Origin of the sequence: Metabacillus sp. 22489 (genome assembly GCF_052044855.1) — a bacterium.
Lineage (GTDB): Bacteria > Bacillota > Bacilli > Bacillales > Bacillaceae > Metabacillus > Metabacillus niabensis.
Genome location: NZ_JBQENT010000003.1, coordinates 50729 through 68070, shown reverse-complemented (window position 1 = coordinate 68070; position 17342 = coordinate 50729). Strand labels below are relative to the sequence as shown.

10 protein-coding genes are annotated in these 17342 nt (G+C 36.0%); 8 read left to right on the top strand and 2 right to left on the bottom strand.

Annotated elements, in window-relative coordinates:
* Positions 1-38 precede the first annotated feature (38 nt).
* Both ACTJJ9_RS02665 and ACTJJ9_RS02660 read left to right on the top strand, forming a co-directional pair.
* Entirely contained in the window at positions 39-2051 is a 2013-nt protein-coding gene (locus tag ACTJJ9_RS02665; protein ID WP_145580263.1) for a cell wall-binding repeat-containing protein, read from the top strand.
* Positions 2052-2765: 714 nt separating this feature from the next.
* Positions 2766-9317, top strand: a complete 6552-nt coding sequence (locus tag ACTJJ9_RS02660) for a SwmB domain-containing protein (RefSeq protein WP_186324086.1) — start codon at positions 2766-2768, stop codon at positions 9315-9317.
* A gap of 193 nt (positions 9318-9510) precedes the next feature.
* On the opposite strand, the gene ACTJJ9_RS02655 is transcribed toward ACTJJ9_RS02660, so the two are convergent.
* Positions 9511-10557: a M50 family metallopeptidase gene (locus tag ACTJJ9_RS02655; protein WP_145580266.1), complete on the bottom strand. Its 1047-nt coding sequence runs from the start codon at positions 10555-10557 to the stop codon at positions 9511-9513.
* A 481-nt stretch (positions 10558-11038) separates the two neighbouring features.
* On the opposite strand from ACTJJ9_RS02655, the gene ACTJJ9_RS02650 reads away from it, so the two are divergent.
* The 6 genes from ACTJJ9_RS02650 (at position 11039) to ACTJJ9_RS02625 (ending at position 15937) form a co-directional block, all read left to right on the top strand.
* Positions 11039-11590, top strand: a complete 552-nt coding sequence (locus ACTJJ9_RS02650) for a hypothetical protein (protein WP_145580365.1) — start codon at positions 11039-11041, stop codon at positions 11588-11590.
* Between the two features lie 53 nt (positions 11591-11643).
* A complete protein-coding gene (locus ACTJJ9_RS02645; RefSeq protein WP_145580270.1) occupies positions 11644-11991 on the top strand; it encodes a short-chain dehydrogenase in 348 nt (115 codons plus the stop codon).
* Between the two features lie 196 nt (positions 11992-12187).
* Positions 12188-12712 carry a DUF2199 domain-containing protein gene (locus ACTJJ9_RS02640; RefSeq protein WP_145580272.1) on the top strand — a complete coding sequence of 175 codons (525 nt, stop codon included), beginning with the start codon at positions 12188-12190 and terminating at the stop codon, positions 12710-12712.
* A gap of 164 nt (positions 12713-12876) precedes the next feature.
* On the top strand, positions 12877-13542 hold the full coding sequence (locus ACTJJ9_RS02635; protein WP_145580274.1) for a hypothetical protein: 666 nt from the start codon (positions 12877-12879) through the stop codon (positions 13540-13542).
* Between the two features lie 933 nt (positions 13543-14475).
* On the top strand, positions 14476-15204 hold the full coding sequence (locus tag ACTJJ9_RS02630; RefSeq protein ID WP_145580276.1) for a hypothetical protein: 729 nt from the start codon (positions 14476-14478) through the stop codon (positions 15202-15204).
* A 52-nt stretch (positions 15205-15256) separates the two neighbouring features.
* Positions 15257-15937 (top strand): DUF2711 family protein, encoded by a 681-nt coding sequence (locus ACTJJ9_RS02625; protein ID WP_145580277.1) that lies wholly within the window; start codon positions 15257-15259, stop codon positions 15935-15937.
* Positions 15938-16459: 522 nt separating this feature from the next.
* Here the strand turns inward: ACTJJ9_RS02625 and minD are convergent.
* The gene (gene minD / locus ACTJJ9_RS02620; protein WP_145580279.1) at positions 16460-17275 is read right to left on the bottom strand and encodes a septum site-determining protein MinD; all 816 of its coding nucleotides are present in this window, start codon (positions 17273-17275) and stop codon (positions 16460-16462) included.
* Positions 17276-17342 lie beyond the last annotated feature (67 nt).

Below are 17342 nucleotides of genomic sequence, written 5' to 3'. Positions count from 1 at the left end.
AATAAGTTTTATAAGTTTATAGGAGGTTTTAGGATTTTATGAAAAAGATGTTTTATCAATTGTTAGCACTTATTGTTTTCCTCATTGGAGCAATAGGTCTAATGCCAACAAATGCTAGCGCAGCAACTGTGAAGGAAGTCGAACAAAATAATAGCGTCAGTACTGCGATGGCGATCCAATTAAGCAATACATATACGGGAACAGTAAGTGAACAGGATAAAAATGACTACTTTAAAGTTTCGACGACAGATAATGGATTTCTCAACATAAACTTCACTGCAGATGGTCCTTATAGCAATAATAATTATTATAACGTAACGATATTGGACGCAAATCAAATTGAAATATTAAAATTTCGTGATGTTGATTTAGCGAAACATTCGATAGGTGTTAAAAAGGGTACATATTATATTAAGGTAGAGTACACAACTTCGTATGATGATCCAACTAATTATACATTGACAACAAGTCTTACGAAAAACGCAACATCTGAATTAGAAGGCAATAATACAATATCACTGGCACAAACAATGCAAATAGGAAAAAAATACACTGGATATTTGACAAATACAGACACGAAGGATATCTATAAATTTTCAATGCCTCAAGATGGCAATCTTCATATTAATACACTTATAAAACAGACATTAGGTACTTATTTTCTTAATAAATTTACGATTCAGGATGCAAAAGGCAATATTTATGCTGAGCAGGACATTGAATATGATAAGGTAAAAGAATTTAATGTTGGACTAGCAAAGGGAGAGTATTACCTGATTCTTGAAAATAGCGAATGGGGAGAATACCAATATAAAAGTGATGCTTATGAAATCACACTAACAAGCTCTACAAGCTCTTTATATGAAAAAGAGATGAACGATAAAATTACGGCAGCAAATCCACTTGAATTAGGGAAAAAAATAACTGGTTCTACTAGCTATAACGGTGATGATGATTACTTTGCGATTCAATTAGATTCACAAGCTGACTCGATCACCATTAACGGAGAAGCGAGTGATTGGTTAACAAGTGTTAGCCTATTAGACAAAAATGGGAATACTTTGGACGACAAACTGTTAGATACTAAAATAGAACTAGGGGAAAATCTGTCAAAAGGTCAGTACTATTTGGTTGTTGACAGTAATGTTTCAAATTATAGTGACTATTCCTTTACTGTATACGGCGGCACAAACCGATTACAAGGGAGCGATCGTTATGAGACAGCTGTCAATATTTCAAAGGCTGGCTGGATAACAAGCAATACAGTTGTCCTTGCTCGGGGAGATAGCTTTCCAGACGCTCTTGCTGGCGGTCCGTTAGCATATAAAGAAAATGCACCGATTTTGTTAACACATCAAGCATCATTAACGGCAAAAACAAAGGCTGAAATCCTTCGCTTACATGCAAAGAAAGTCATTATTCTTGGTCAAACAGGAGCAGTTTCTAGCAAGGTGGAAAGCCAATTAAGACAAATGGGAATAAATAATATAGAGCGTATCGGCGGAAAGACTCGTTATGCAACAGCAGCACTTGTCGCAAAACGCTTGCCATCAGATAAAGCAATTGTAGCGTATGGCTATAACTTCCCGGACGTATTATCTGTTGCTCCGTATGCAGCGAAAAATGGTATTCCGATTTTATTAACTGATAATGACGGATTACCAGCAGTAACAAAGGATGCATTGACAGGAAAGACATCTGCAACAATTGTTGGAGGAACAGTTGTCGTTAGTGATAAAGTCAAAAACTCTCTTCCGGTTGCAATAAAAACAAGAATTGCTGGTAATGAACGTTGGGAAACATCAAGCATTGTATCCCAGAAGCTTCCTTTAGGAAATAAGCGGGCATTTATCGCATACGGAAAAAACTTCCCAGATGCACTTGCAGGCTCAGTCCTTGCAGCAAAAATGAATGCACCATTATTACTTGTTGATCAACCAAGAATTCCAAGTGCCATCACCCAAGTGAAAAATAACTACCCAGCCTTTACAATACTAGGTGGAACCGTAGCGGTAAGTGACGCAGTGGAAGAACAACTTATGGATTACTGAGAAGACGGTTCTCTCGCTTGTTTTTAGTATAAAGTGAAAGGCCACTAGTCTCTCATAAGAGAATTACAAAGCAAAAGGTACAGCTGAAAATAACTTATCAGCTGTACCTTTTTTATGGTGGGAAAGTTGAGAGGGAAGGTTCTCATAGTTTGTGAGATTGATTAAATCGAAGTGGGAGAGACTATCCCTACAACACTCGGTTAGTGCTGCTTGAGCCAACAATTATACCCTTTAGCACGATGTAAATCGTGGAAGTACCTTAACTCTTTTTTTCTTTCATTCTTGGCAAGCCTCACCTCCTATCGTTCTCTTTTCAATCTTCACCCTTTAGTTCCTGACTGCATTCATAGAATTCAAGAGTATTGATCCTAATGCAGGAAATTTTTTAACTCACTTTTCCTTTAAAATACTTTCCCTCATGTTTTCTCTATATGCCATTGGACTTATCGCGTATCAAACGAAAACCATATCTAAGGTTAATAGTTTCTGCATCTAATCTATTAGACGTAGATTAATGTATTAAATCAATATATTCCAATGATTAGGACCAATTTTTTACTAGTTCTGACCACTCCTAACTCCTTGTAGAGTTTTTGTATAGATAGTTCTGATATCCTATTTTTTGGGCAATTGAATTTGATAGTTATATTCTTGTAGGAAAAACTACCGAGTTCAATGAAGGGGGATATCAATCAAAAAGGAGTGAGGAAAACTTTGAATAGGTTTAAATCAAAACTGGCATTATTTTTGAGTATTTTCTTAATTGCAGGTACGATAATGCCACAGTTTGGTGGACAAGTGGCATTTGCAGCTGAGCTTGCAGACATTGACTATGATCCGAAAATCGGGGAAGAAGTTCCTGTCGCACCAACCTTTCATCTTCAACCTGCAGAAGGAGAACAATTTGCAGAAGGATATTTACAGTTTGATATAACTGAAGAGTACGTTGATACGGAGAAACTATTTTTGCCTGATGGCGAAAGTGTAACGTTATCTGATGGTTCGATTCTTTCTGTAAAAGGGACGCAAATTTTGCTTAATGATGTACCGATTGCTTCTATAGATAATGAATTAAATGGTGAAGCAGGTCCACTTCGAATTAATTTGTCAGCACCACTACCTAATGGTGACTTTGAAAAAGGTGAATTAGGTGAACTAGTTCCAGATTGGACAATTAATCATACGAGTGTTGGTCCAAATGGTAGCACTATTAATCAAATTTGGCTAGGGGATTTAGCTAGTAAAACACAAAATCGTGCATATGACAGTGTCGCAAGTAACGGGGATGGTACTTATACGGTAACAGGACCAAATAATGAGTATACCTATGCGACGAATGTGAATTATAACATGACAGCAACGACAGGTGATTTACAAAAGGTTGAAGGTTTTGAAGCTGTATTTGGGAGTCTTAATAAATATGTAAAGAATGTCTATAGTGATACTGGTACTTCCAGTCAGGCTCTTGAAATTGGATTTTTAAGTGCTCTTCTCAAAAATGGAGATTACGCAGTAAAAGATGGGAAAATTGCTTCATCTTTTGGGATAGAAGCCATAAGTTCACCTTTTAAAGCAAAAAAGGGCGATTATTTATCGTTTGACTGGAAAGCCAATGATGGTGGAGATGACTATGAGGTTTATGGCTTTTTAGTTAATGAACAAACAGGTGAGCACACAGAAATCCTGTATGGCAGAGGCTCGGCACAAGATTGGACAACGAACAATGGGGAAGTTCAAGAGGATGGTACGTATCGCTTCCGCTTTGTTGCAGGATCGTTTAACAGAACAGATGGTACAACACATGGAGCTACATTAAGTATTGATAATATACGAGTCGTTAGTAGCAAAGTCGTTAGCGGTGTCGTTGATGCAATTGCTCAGCTCGTTACGTATCAAAATACAGAATATAGCGGAGACAGACCAGTTAAAATTTCTGTTATTAATCGTGAAGGCAACGAAAGCGCATTTGGGGATAATGCCCTCATGATCAATATGTCTACGAAAACAGAAGCTGCTACTACTTTAAGGAATTCTCTAATAGTAGATAAGCCTGAAGACAATGCCTCCTTATACGATCGAACTGCACCAACAATCACTGGAAAAACGGAAATGGGATCTACTGTTTCTGTTAAAGTAACGGATCCTAATGGTCAAAGTGTTTTTGATGGTGACGCAATTGTTGATGAAGCTGGTAATTGGTCGATTACCCTTACAGATGAATTGATTAAAGGTGATTATACGATCGAAGCAACAGCTTCAAAGGGTGGAGCTGAAGCAACAAATACATCAACCTTTCATTATATCGATAAAACGAGTCTTGAAGATTACTATAATCAAGTAAAGGATTTAGCCGAAGAGCAATATCGAAATGGCTGGAAAAATGATGATACTGATGATGATATCGAATTTGAACCTGCCCTTGCGACTGCGTCTGGAATCCTAGAACAAATTAAAAATGGAACAAATACACCAAGTCAAGCCGAAATCGATAAAGCATTGGCAGATCTACAAGAAGCAAAGAATGCACTTGAAAAGCATCCGCCAATCGAAAAATCTCCGGCAACCTACGAGCATGGAGACAATAAAATCACGATTGAATTTGATAAAAACATCAAATTAACGGCAGAAAATCCTGCTGAAGGATTTACAGTAACCGTTGATGGTACAACGTATTCTGTTACAAACGCAGAAGCGAACGGAAACAACATAACATTAACCGTTGATCAGCCATTATCAAGTGATGTGAAAGAAATAAAAGTAGACTACACACCAGATAAAACACTGAACCTATTTGGAGATGAAGAAAATGGAACAGCAGACGAAACATTCTCAATCATCGCAAAAGATGAATTTGGTGCAGCATTACAAATTCAGACGACAACTGGTATTACTAATGACCTAACACCTAGCTTTACAGGAACAGTACATCAAGATGCCGATAAAGTAACGTTAACCTTCAAAGACAAGGAAGGAAATGAGATAGTAGGCTTAAAAGATGTAGAAGCAACCGTAAAAGACGGGACATGGACGTATACAATACCAGAAGGAAGTAAGCTAGCAAATGGTGTTTACACGTTTGAAGTAACAGGAACAAACAATGAAGGACCAAGAACGATCACAAAGTCAGCTGAATTCACAGTCGTTGATAAAACGTCTCTAACATCAGCAGTAGACAGTGCCGAGAAATTAAATGAAAAAGATTACCGTGCAGGCTGGGAAGACTTAGTTACAGAACTAGAGGAAGCAAAAGCGATTTTAACAAATCCAACTGCAACTCAGGCTGAGGTTGATAAAGCATTAGCAGACCTTCAAGCGGCAAGAGACGCGCTTGAAAAACATCCACCAAAGGAACACTCTCCTGCAACATACGAGCATGGAGACAATAAAATCATCGTTGAGTTTGATAAATCGATCAAACTCACTGCAGAGAACCCTACAGAAGGATTTACCGTAACCGTTGACGGAAAAACGTATGCTGTTACAAATGCAGAAGCAAACGGAAACAACGTAACGTTAACTGTTGACCAACCATTATCAAGTGACGCAAAAGAAGTGAAAGTAGAATACACACCAGACGATTCACCAAACGTCTTTGGTGATGAGGAAAATGGAACAGCTGAAGAACCATTCTCAATCGTCGCAAAAGATGAATTTGGCGCAGCACTTCAAATTAATAGCACAAAAGGCAACACAGATGACCAAACGCCTACCTTTACAGGAACAGTTCATCAAGATGCCGATAACGTAACATTAACCTTCAAAGACAAAGAAGGACAAGTCGTTCTAAAGGATGTAGAAGCAACCCTAAAAGAAGGTACGTGGACATATACGATACCTGAGGGAAGTGAGCTTTCGTACGGAGCTTACACATATGATGTAACAGCCACAAATAATGAAGGCTCAAGAACGGTCACAAAATCTGCTGAATTTAACGTCGTTGATAAAACGTCTCTAACATCAGCAGTAGACAGTGCCGAGCAACTAAAGAAAGAAGATTACCGTTCAGGCTGGGAAGACTTTACGGAAAAATTAGAAGAAGCACAAGAGATTTTAACAAATCCGACTGCATCTCAATCAGAGGTTGATAAAGCATTAGCAGACCTTCAAGCGGCAAGAGACGCTCTTGAAAAGCATCCGCCAAAGGAACAGTCGCAAGCAACATATGAACACGGGGACAATAAAATCACGATTGAATTTGATAAAAACATCAAATTAACGGCAGAAAATCCAGCAGAAGGATTTACCGTAACCGTTGACGGAAAAACATATGCTGTCACAAATGCAGAAGTAAACGGGGACAAAGTAACATTAACTGTCGATCAACCGTTATCAAGTGATGCAAAAGAAGTAAAAGTAGAATACACACCAGATGATTCACCAAACGTCTTTGGAGATGAAGAAAATGGCACAGCAGATGAACCATTCTCGATCATCGCAAAGGATGAATTTGGTGCGGCACTTCAAATTGAAAAAACAAAAGGGAATACAGATACTCAAACACCTACCTTTACAGGGACAATACATGAAGATGCCGATAAAGTAACGTTAACCTTCAAAGACAAGCAAGGAAAAGTAGTTATAAAAGACGTTGAAGCAACCGTAAAAGAAGGCATATGGACGTATACAATCCCAGAAGCTAGTAAGCTAGCGTACGGAGCATATACTTTCGAAGTAACAGGAACAAACAATGAAGGCCCAAGAACTGTCACAAAATCAGCCGAATTCAAAGTCGTTGATAAAACGGCATTAACAGCTGCAGTAGACAGTGCGGAGAAACTTCATGAAGAAGATTATCGAGCAGGCTGGGATGAGTTTGCGGAAAAATTAGAAGAGGCACAAGAGATTTTAACGAATCCGGCTGCATTTCAATCAGAGGTTGATAAAGCATTAGAAGACCTTCAAGCGGCAAGAGACGCTCTTGAAAAGCATCCGCCAAAAGAAGAGACTCCAGCAACATACGAGCACGGAGACAATAAAATCACGATTGTATTTGATAAAAACATCAAATTAACGGCAGAAAACCGTGCAGAAGGATTTACCGTAACCGTTGACGGAAAAGCGTATGCTGTCACAAATGCAGAAGTAAACGGGAACACCGTAACGTTAACCGTTGACCAACCATTATCAAGTGATGCAGAAGAAGTAAAAGTAGAATACACACCAGACGATTCACCAAACATTTTTGGAGATGAAGAGAACGGTACAGCAGACAAATCATTCTCGATCGTCGCAAAAGATAAATTTGGTGCGGCACTACAAATCGATGGAACAAAAGGCAATACAGATGATCGTACACCATCTTTCTATGGTGACATTTACAAAGAGGCAGACATCGCTACGTTAACAATTGTTGACGCGAAAGGTGAAGAACATGTAGTCAATGCAGTCGCTAAGATTAATGGCGAAGGCTGGATATTTGAAGATTGGACAGGATTAGAGGAGCTTCAACCTGGAGACTACACTGTTTTTGTAACAGCGAAAAATAGCCAAAATGGAAGAACCGTCACAAAATCAGCTAGTTTTACTATAGTTGACAAAACGGCTTTAGAGTCTGCAATCAATAGTGCAGAGGATTTAGAGGAAGACGACCACCGTTCAGGCTGGGAAGACTTTGCGAAAGAACTAGAAGAAGCGCAAAAAGTGTTGGATAATTCAACCGCATCTCAAGAAGCTGTCCAGAAAGCGCTAGATGATTTAAAAGCAGCAAGAGCAGCGTTAGAAAAACATGCTCCAATCGTTAATGATGTCATCTTTAATCACGGATATAATGAAATGACAGTTGTGTTTGATAAGGATATGACATTTGCTTCGAAAGCTGTAGACCCGAAAGCTGGATTTACAGTAACAGTCAATGGAAAAGAAGTAGAAGTCATTGCAGTTCAGTTGGTTAAAGCAAATCCTGATGAAAAGACAAATAAGGTGAAGTTAATTTTAACTGAAGGAACAGCTTTATTAAGCGACGATATTGTTGAAGTAACATACAACAAAGCAACAGGTAGCGCAAATTTAGTTGGTGATGAGGAAAATGGTACAGCAGTGGAAGACTTTACGTACGAGGCTGGTGACCGATTTGGAAAAGCATTGCAAATAGATGATCCGAATGGAATAACAAATGATACAACACCAATCATTAAAGGGACGGCTGATACGAATGCTGATCATGCGACGATAACAATTATTGGACCTGATGGTAATAAGGTTGTTATTAGTAAAGCCGACTTAACAATTCATAAGGATGGTACTTGGACATATCAAATTGCTAATAAATTAGCAGCTGGTAAGTACGTAGTAGAGGTAACAACTTCTGAAAAAGGACGACCAGATGTAACGAAGGATCATCAATTCATTGTTGTTGATAAAACAGAACTGGTAGCAAAGAAAGACGAAATCACAAAGCAAAACTTAAAAGAGAATAACTACACAGTAAACTCTTGGACAAACTTCGAAAAAGCATTTAAGCATGCTAATGATATTCTTGAAAATGCTGAAGCAACACAAGAAGAAGTGGACCAAACATTGGCTGAACTACAGAAGGCATTTCTTGAGCTAGTAAATAAAATAGCTTTAGAGGATGAAGAAAGTGAATCGACGAAGCTTGATTCAAAAAACTATTCAACGAAAAGCTGGGCGGCTTATATAGCAGCACTTACACACGCTAAGGAAGTGTTAAGTAACCCACAAGCAACACAAGAAGAAGTAGATAAAGCATTAGCTGAATTAGCTTCAGCCCGTGCGGCATTAACTGTTGATAAGACATTGCTTGATGCAGAAGAGAATAAATCAGCAGATCTTAACGAAGAAGACTATTCACAAGCTAGCTGGAAAAATTATTTGAAGGCATTAAAAAATGCACAGAATATATTAAATGACCCGAATGCAACTCAAGTTGAAATAGATATGGCAAAAGAAGCGTTAGCGAAAGCTCGAGCAGCGTTAACAGTTGATAAAAAGCCACTTCAAAAAGCTGAGAAAGAATCAGAAGAATTAAAGGAATCTGATTACACATCTGATAGTTGGTCAGAATATGAAAAAGCATTAGAAAATGCCCGAAAAGTACTAGAGGATGATCATGTCACACAATCGCAAATCGATGCTGCATTATCCTCGTTAGAAAATGCACAGAAACAGCTAGAATTAAAGAAACAAGAACTACCTAAAACAGCTACCAATACTACTAATTGGTTACTATTTGGATTGGTATTGCTATTAGTTGGTTTTGCTCTATTTATCGGGCAGAAGCGTAAAGTGAAAACTAGAGATATTTAATAATCAAGCTTAAAGGATTTGTGGGGGTTTTTGGGGACGGTTCTCGTGAAGAACCGTCTCTCTTTTTTCCAGAAGAGGGTACAGCTGAAAGTTTTCTATCAGTTGTACCCTTTTTCTATAGAGAGAACGTGGTTATGGGGACAGTCCTTAAGCTGCTTTTTTTATTTAAGTGAACTGTAAGAACTGTTCCTCATTACCCTATCTTGTTCATTAAAACATGTGTTAACTGTTCTTCCGCACAATAAAATCCAAATTGTTTTTTACCTTTATTAATTTCTTTCAAAACCTCTGATAATTTTCGTGTTGCTTGCTGCTCATCCCCCTTTATTTTGGCGAGAATGGCTTCACTTCTTTTATAGCTTAGCGGCTCGATTGGACTAAATAACTGATGAAATGCATCTATACGTGCTTCATCATGTTCTCCCTTTAGAACTAAATCGATCTGCCGAATATGATTGATAAATTGTAACGCAAATTTGTTTTGCTTTGTTACAGGTAATTGCTTATAAGGTTCAATGATGGCTGAAGCATTTTCATACCCTTCCTTAAGAAGCGTGTAATAAAAAAGAATATAGCCTACCGTAACATTTTCAACAGTTGGCTTTAATGCTTTCGCTCTTTCGATTAAATCCTTAGACCAGTTTGATGGATGAATCGGCGAATTCATTTCCTTAATCAATAATAGAATCGTTAACAATTCTTCCGTTTCTTTCCCACCTTTTGAAAGCTCTAGTAATACACGTCCATCTGATTTTAGAGCCCCTTGCTGGTAAGGTAAAATCGTAGCGAAGAAAATGACGAAATTAAATATTCCAAAGTATGTAAACATGTCGATATCACTTGATATACCAACAAGTAAACTAATGATGGCTGCCACTATAGAAAAGATTGGACCACCAGCAACAAACAGCTTATGCTGCTTGGCAATAGATGTTAGGTCACTGGACTTAGGTGAACAGCTCGCTACTCCACCAAACAAAAACCAATTGTCATTACGTTTAATACGGAAACGATCCGTATTTTCAAATGTGATTGGACCAATCGTTAAATAATTAAAGCGGTACCCAGCACTGATTGCAAACAATGCATGACCTAACTCGTGGATAAAAAGTGTTACTAATAACAGAATGAAAAATAAACCTAATAAATTAGCTTCCGTAGCAATATTCGTGAAATTAAATAGACCGATAATGATTGCTATAATAGCTGTTAAACCTAAAGGCTTGGTGAACGTACGCATCTTGTTTTTCTCTCCCTTTTTCCCATTACTAGTAATACGGATAAAGGAATAAATTGTTTCAAAATTTTCGTAAATTGCTTCAAAGTGGGGAATCGATAAAAAATTATGAAGTATTGTATGTAAAGTAATAGGAAGTTTTGTTATTGCACGAATGAAGCAGGAAAAAAATTAGAGGACGTACAATTTATTAAAGATGGGGAATATTGAGCGACTTAGGTAGGTGAGATGATATGTCAAAATATATTCGTATTTTTTGCTTAACTGTATTTTTAAGTGGATTCCTTTTTTTCATATTTGGTTCCATATTTATCAGTGGGGGTGACCCAGCGGAGGAAGCAGTATATTTAATTGGAATGATTATTATTATGCTTCTTTCTTTTTTGATTACTCAAATTTTTTATTTAATTAACTTAGTCAATAAAAAGGTATAAAAATACTTACAAAAGCTGTGATATTAACTAAATTATAAAGAGGTTATATGATGAAACTGTTTAAATTAAATATCATGAAACAGAACTGGCAATGTTCAGATATTCCAGAAGAAGATCTATGTTCACACGGTGAAATATATTTACATGTTAACGATACAATTATTACTCAATCAGGCGTAGGGGAAGAATGGGGAATTAGTGAATCAGCATTAGCCTTATTAAGAACAATCGACAATGATTATGTTAGTGACCCTGTTAATGAGGAAGGGGTAATTCTCCATGGATGTGGTGCAATTTTAATGACGGGTTGTCCCATTTCCATACATTGGACAGTGAAACATTGTGATGACCAAGTTTTTCTATCAGATTTTGTGAAAGTTACTACAACTAACCAAGAATCAGATAGCATCTATTATCCAGGCCTAAAGGTCAAATTGAGTAAAACCGAATATAAAGATCAAGTGGTTCAATTTGCCATCCAGGCTAAAAATTTCTACAAGTCCTCAAAAGAAAAACAATTCTTTGATGACTTCGATAGAAAAATGTATGATGATTTTTGGAGTGAATACAATGATTTGTTAGAACGTAATTTACTCCGTTAGGATTATGATTTTATTATGCTGCTAACAGTCATTTTGTGAAAAGGATGATGACAATGCCTTGTGTACACGAGTTTGGAATACTAGATGACAATGACAGGCAAGAAAATGACATAGATTATGATCCGGAAAAATACAACTGTATTTCTGTACATGATGACATAATTGAATGTTTAGTAGACCGGTTATCGATCATGAAAACATACTATCATTCATTCAATAGACCAAATATTGGTTTAGCATATTGTGGAATTACGATTATTCCACCTGAATCATTATCATTCTTTTATGATGTTGTCACATCTTCAAAGTACATAGCAAAATCTGTTGAACTTCAAGAACTGGCTTCAATCATTACGCAGGCAATAGAAGATGAAAAATATATTATCCATTTTGGAATTTGAACCTAATGCTAATTTGTCGTTCTTTAATAAAAGAAATGCACTTCCATTTCATAAAAATGGGTAGCGATACTTCAATAAAGAGGTATCGCATTTTTTTTGAACGAAGAAGTAGGTTAGTGTGAAAAAATATTAATCATTTACTTGGTTTTAAGGTTAATATTGAGGAAAAGCTATTTTTCTAGTGAGGGAATATATAATGAGTAATTATCAAGAAGGTTATTTATGTAGATGTTGTGGAAAGTATCACACTGAACTTCCAATGAGTTATGGAAGCCCAGTTCCTGATTATTGTTACGACGTACCATCAGAGGAACAAGAACACCGGATAAAGATGAACGAAGATTTGTGCATTATTGACGATGAGTATTTTTTTATTCGTGGATGTATTGAAATTCCCGTAATAGATGGAGAGGGTCCATTTATTTGGGATGTCTGGGTTTCATTAAGCAAAGGAAATTTTGATAAAACTAATGAATTCCTGGAAGTGGAAGGAAGAGAACAACAACTAGAGCCGATGTTTGGCTGGTTATCAACTTCAATTCCTTGTTATCCTGAAACAATAAATATAAAAACAATGGTTCATACTCGTTCCGTTGGAGTACGTCCATATATCGAGTTAGAACCGACTGAACACCCATTAGCTATAGAACAAAGAGAAGGTATAACAATAGAACGTATAAAGCAGATTGCAGAAGAACTATGTGATGAAGCGGAACAATAATAACTTTTCTAGTTGAACTAACAGGTGCTTATGCTGAAAAATAGGGCTGCTGCGGCAATCCTTTTTCAAATTCGACGATCAAGTCAGGTAAGCACAAGAAGGAATTCATTAATGGACTATTATTATGTTTTGAATTAATTTTTTACTTAAAGCGAGGATTTTAAATGGCAAAGAAACCTTATGGGGAACACTGGAAAGGTTTAAAAGGGTACAGGGTAATAGAAGGAAACGATGTATATCATCATTATTTTGGTGGACAAGATTGTGATTTGCCTGTTTGTAAATTATGCGGGGAGAAGATGCATTTAATATTTTGTTTTGATTTAAAAGATGAAAGGCTATCCGAAATAAAAACTGAAAAACTAAATACTTTACCTTTAGTTTCTTGCTTGAATTGCTCAATGGTGTGGGAGACCCAATATTTTCAGTTAAGTAATGGAGGTAAATCCATTCAAGTAATAAGTCAGGAAAATACAGAGGAATGGATTCAAGATGAGGAAGATAGGCTACCTGTACCACTTCCAAAGACAAATGTAAAGCTAATTGAAATGAAAGCCGAAGATATTCCAATCAATGAGGATAATTATGATACAGCATTTGATTTATTTGGTTCGGAATATTTATGTCGAATTTTGGGTGCACCTTTGTATAATGAAGTTCCTGAAGAATTAGAGTGTCCAATTTGTAACCAAGAAATGAAATACATTGCCACAACTACACAAGACCTTGGGGAACGGGAGCTCATTTCGGTTGTGGATTTTCAATTAGGTGAGATGAATATTTACTTTCATTTATGCAAAGATTGTTTAGTTATTAAATCTCATATATAAGGAACAAAAAACATTGGGCATTTTCGTAGATTAAGTAAGGCTGTTTCTACGGCCTTTTTCTTATTTATTAAGGTAATATATTTCCAAAATGATTAAGGGAAAATTCAACTAGTAGCAGAATAGTTTAACAAGGAATTAAAGAAATAAACTCGAAATGATAAGTAAGTGACATATTTTAAGGGGGGAACATGAAAAAGATAATTTTTGTTTATATTTTATTAACCGATTATCAGTATTATCTTAGTGTCTTTAACACCATTTCTGATACCATCCAACGTTGAAAGTTACGAAGAGTTTCAAGATGCTAAATTTGGATTCCCTATCCCTTATGTTAAACAGAATCTATTAGAATCAGGTTCTGGTTATGAAGGAGGATTTCCACATCAATTTGGATTACAATTGGATTTTTTAGATAATACCCCCCAATTTAACTTTAGTTTTGTAAATTACCTTTTTTCTGTTTGCATCATATATTTTTTTCTATTGTTAATCTATTTTCTAATTAGCAAGTTATTATACAAATAGTATAAAAAACGATTTTATACAGTAAATACACAATGAAAAACCTTCACATATAACAGGTGAAGGTTGGAACACTTATTTATCACTTTTACGGTATTCTGGAAAGAGATAACCTCCTAATAACGCAAATACAATAAGAATCCAATAAGGAATATGTTGCATTTCATTTGGTTCTATATATACCCTGTTAATTAGTAAATCTGCGCAACATATGAGTATTAATATAATTGCAATAACTGTTAACTGTTAGATAAACCACTATACACAATAAACTTTTTACAGTAAATTTCAAACGTTGTAGGCTGGAGGTAATCTATAGTTTTAAAGATTTGATTGCAGCATCTTTATTTAACTAAAGTTGGAGTCATTAATTTATGCTTTGGGGTAAAATTTAGTAATAGTAAGGAGAGGGTGAGCGGTCTGCTATTAAAAGATATTGATTTAGACTTACCGTATTACGAAAATAAAACTTCTATTAAAGAACTTATAAATATCCATGAAAAGGATGCAATCCTTCTTGATTATGAGATGAATTGGAAAGAGAAACGAATGAATTTTCGGAATGAAATTAGATGTATTGCCGATTTATATTTACATCATTTAGGTAAATTTCAAACCCAGGAAACTAAAAAAATCATGATAAATTGTGTAGAAAGAGTACATAACAATGAAATACGGAATTGTGACGGTTTCACTGAAGTAGAAGTGGAATTTGACTTTAGAACTTATACAGAATTCGAAAAAGAAGAAAAAAAGAAATTCATATTAGAAAAGTTATATGAAGGGGTCTTAAAAGTAGGAGAAGCTTATAAATGGGAAATACCAATACTTAACCTGGCTTATCAAAAAGTAATAGAAGCTAACTATAAAAATGAATATGTATGGAAACAAAAGGTTTCCCCTTCAAGAAAATACACCGCAGAGATTTTTTGTCAGCATGATATAGATAACTATACCGTCACGATGAATATCAAAGTAAGAAGCACTGATGAATTACTGAAAAGTGAGCTTCTTATTGTTGAAAAACCAAATGAATTTGCTTTTGTTAAACATCTTGGAAATTTGAAGTGGATTACCAATACGGAAGTTGTATTTTCTAATAAAAATAAAACAAAACAATGTCTGGTTTGTATTGAATAGGCGATAACGATTGAGCTAAATTAAATATATATGTCTGAAAGAAGGTAATATTGTGTTAGATTACATTTGGTTAAATGATAGATCGCCCATCTTAAAACAAATTCGAAGGCATTTTAAATCTGCCGCAATATTACTCCATCCCTTTGTCCAAATGCCTTCAGGATGGGAGATAACAGTGAGAAAGACTCCCTACGAACACATCTATCCAAGTGATGAAGAGATTTTAACGATTGGGAAGCCCGTTTCTTGGCAGGAAATGATGTCTAGTTGTAGTTTAAATTCTTATAATGAGCTAGCGATAGCTTTAAAGACCTCTATCAGTGCTCTCAGGAAAGAATTTAAAAGAGAGGATTTAGCTAATAAGCTAAATTCAAATCTTAATCAAGATCTTTTTTATCCTACAGAAGATAGTACATCATTGTTTTTGTTGGATCGTTTACTGAAAGTCATTGGCTCAAAAGAAGCAAATAAATTATATTTCTCAGCACCAATCTTTGAGAACTGTGGATTTTTAGATATACATGATACGACTCCTTTAGACATATGTAACCTTTCGTGTAATGAGTTAATTGTGACGGATGAAAATATGGATTATGCTTTTATGAGCTTGTATGATTCTTTTATAACTTTGTTGCTTGCAAAGGAAGAGAGTATTGAACATATTGTTCAATCGATGAATTTCGAAGCTATACTATGTGACCAAAGGACGTTTATTAACTGGTATTATAAATAAGAAAATAACACTAAAATTTAACAGAGCAATACAAAAAAGGTACAGCTGAACATTATTTATTTTATCCAGTAGCAAAAAAAAAGAACGCCCCCAATTTCTCCCCAGTTTCCCACCGACTTCCTCACCCTATTGCTTCGTTTGCTACATACTTTTGCTGTCATTTCGAACACTACCTATGAGAGGTAAGCTCCTCTCAAACCATTTGGGAAAGGATGAAATGAATGGCTAAGCATAAGAAACAAAAAAACTCGAAGCATAGACCAAAGCAAAAAACATCTGGTTCTGCAAATGGTAGGAACGGTTATCATTAAATAGAAAAGGGAGTGGAGGATGGTTCTCACGTTTTATTGAAGGTGGAAATGAAGCGGAAGAGCCGTCCTCATTCTCCCTCTGTAGATTTATTTTTTTATTTTAAAAGCTTTACCATTATTAGTACTAAATCCTCCAGCTTGGATTAGGGCAATGAATCATACCCTTTCCTCTTAAAGGTGTTACTTCATCTTATCCCCAAGATGGACTTTTTCAGAATCTCGAAACCGCCCTATTGTTAAAAGGCAAAAGTGGAAGAAATCTTCTTTTGTTTTTAGTTGTATTTAAAGAGACAAATGGTTTTAATTCATGCTTATGAAGGTTTCTTGCAATTTGTCGAAAGCGAATGCTGTTTTCATTTGTCGGATCAAACGCGATAGGTGTGCCTTTATGGTTTGATTGGATAATCATTAAATCGTTTGTAATGGTTCCAAGGCAAGGAACGTGTAATCTATCGATAATTTGTTCATTATCTAAAAGGCCAAGCTTTTTATTCTTGATTGTATAATCCATATTAATGATCAATTTTGCATTTCTAATGTTCATTTCTTCTAAGAGCCCGAGTACACGATCGGCATCTTGGACGGAAACAGCCGTAGTATTCGTTAGAACAATGACTTCATCTGCTGCCTCAACTGCAGTTTTAAAACCAATCTCGATTCCGGCGGGAGAGTCAATGAGAACATAATCATACGCTTCAGAAATGCTATTTATGATTTCAGTAAATTTCTTTGGCTCTAAGCTAGTGTGTGAGTATAATTTGCTTCCAGGCAGTAATGTCAGATTAGATAAACTTTTATGCTTGATGACGACTTGATCTAAAGAGCATTTCCCGTTTATGAAATCACCTATATCATAAATTACCCTGTTAGTTAGCCCAAGGGCAATATCTAAATTTCTTAATCCAAAGTCTGCGTCAACTAAGCAAACCTTTTGTCCGAGAAGGGCAAGGGATACCCCTAAGTTGGATGTTACGGTTGTTTTTCCAACACCACCTTTTCCTGAAGTGATTGTAATAGTTCTAGCCATACATGTTTACCTCCATTACGATTGTGCAGATGATTGAAATAAATCGGTTTAGCTAAAGTCATATATT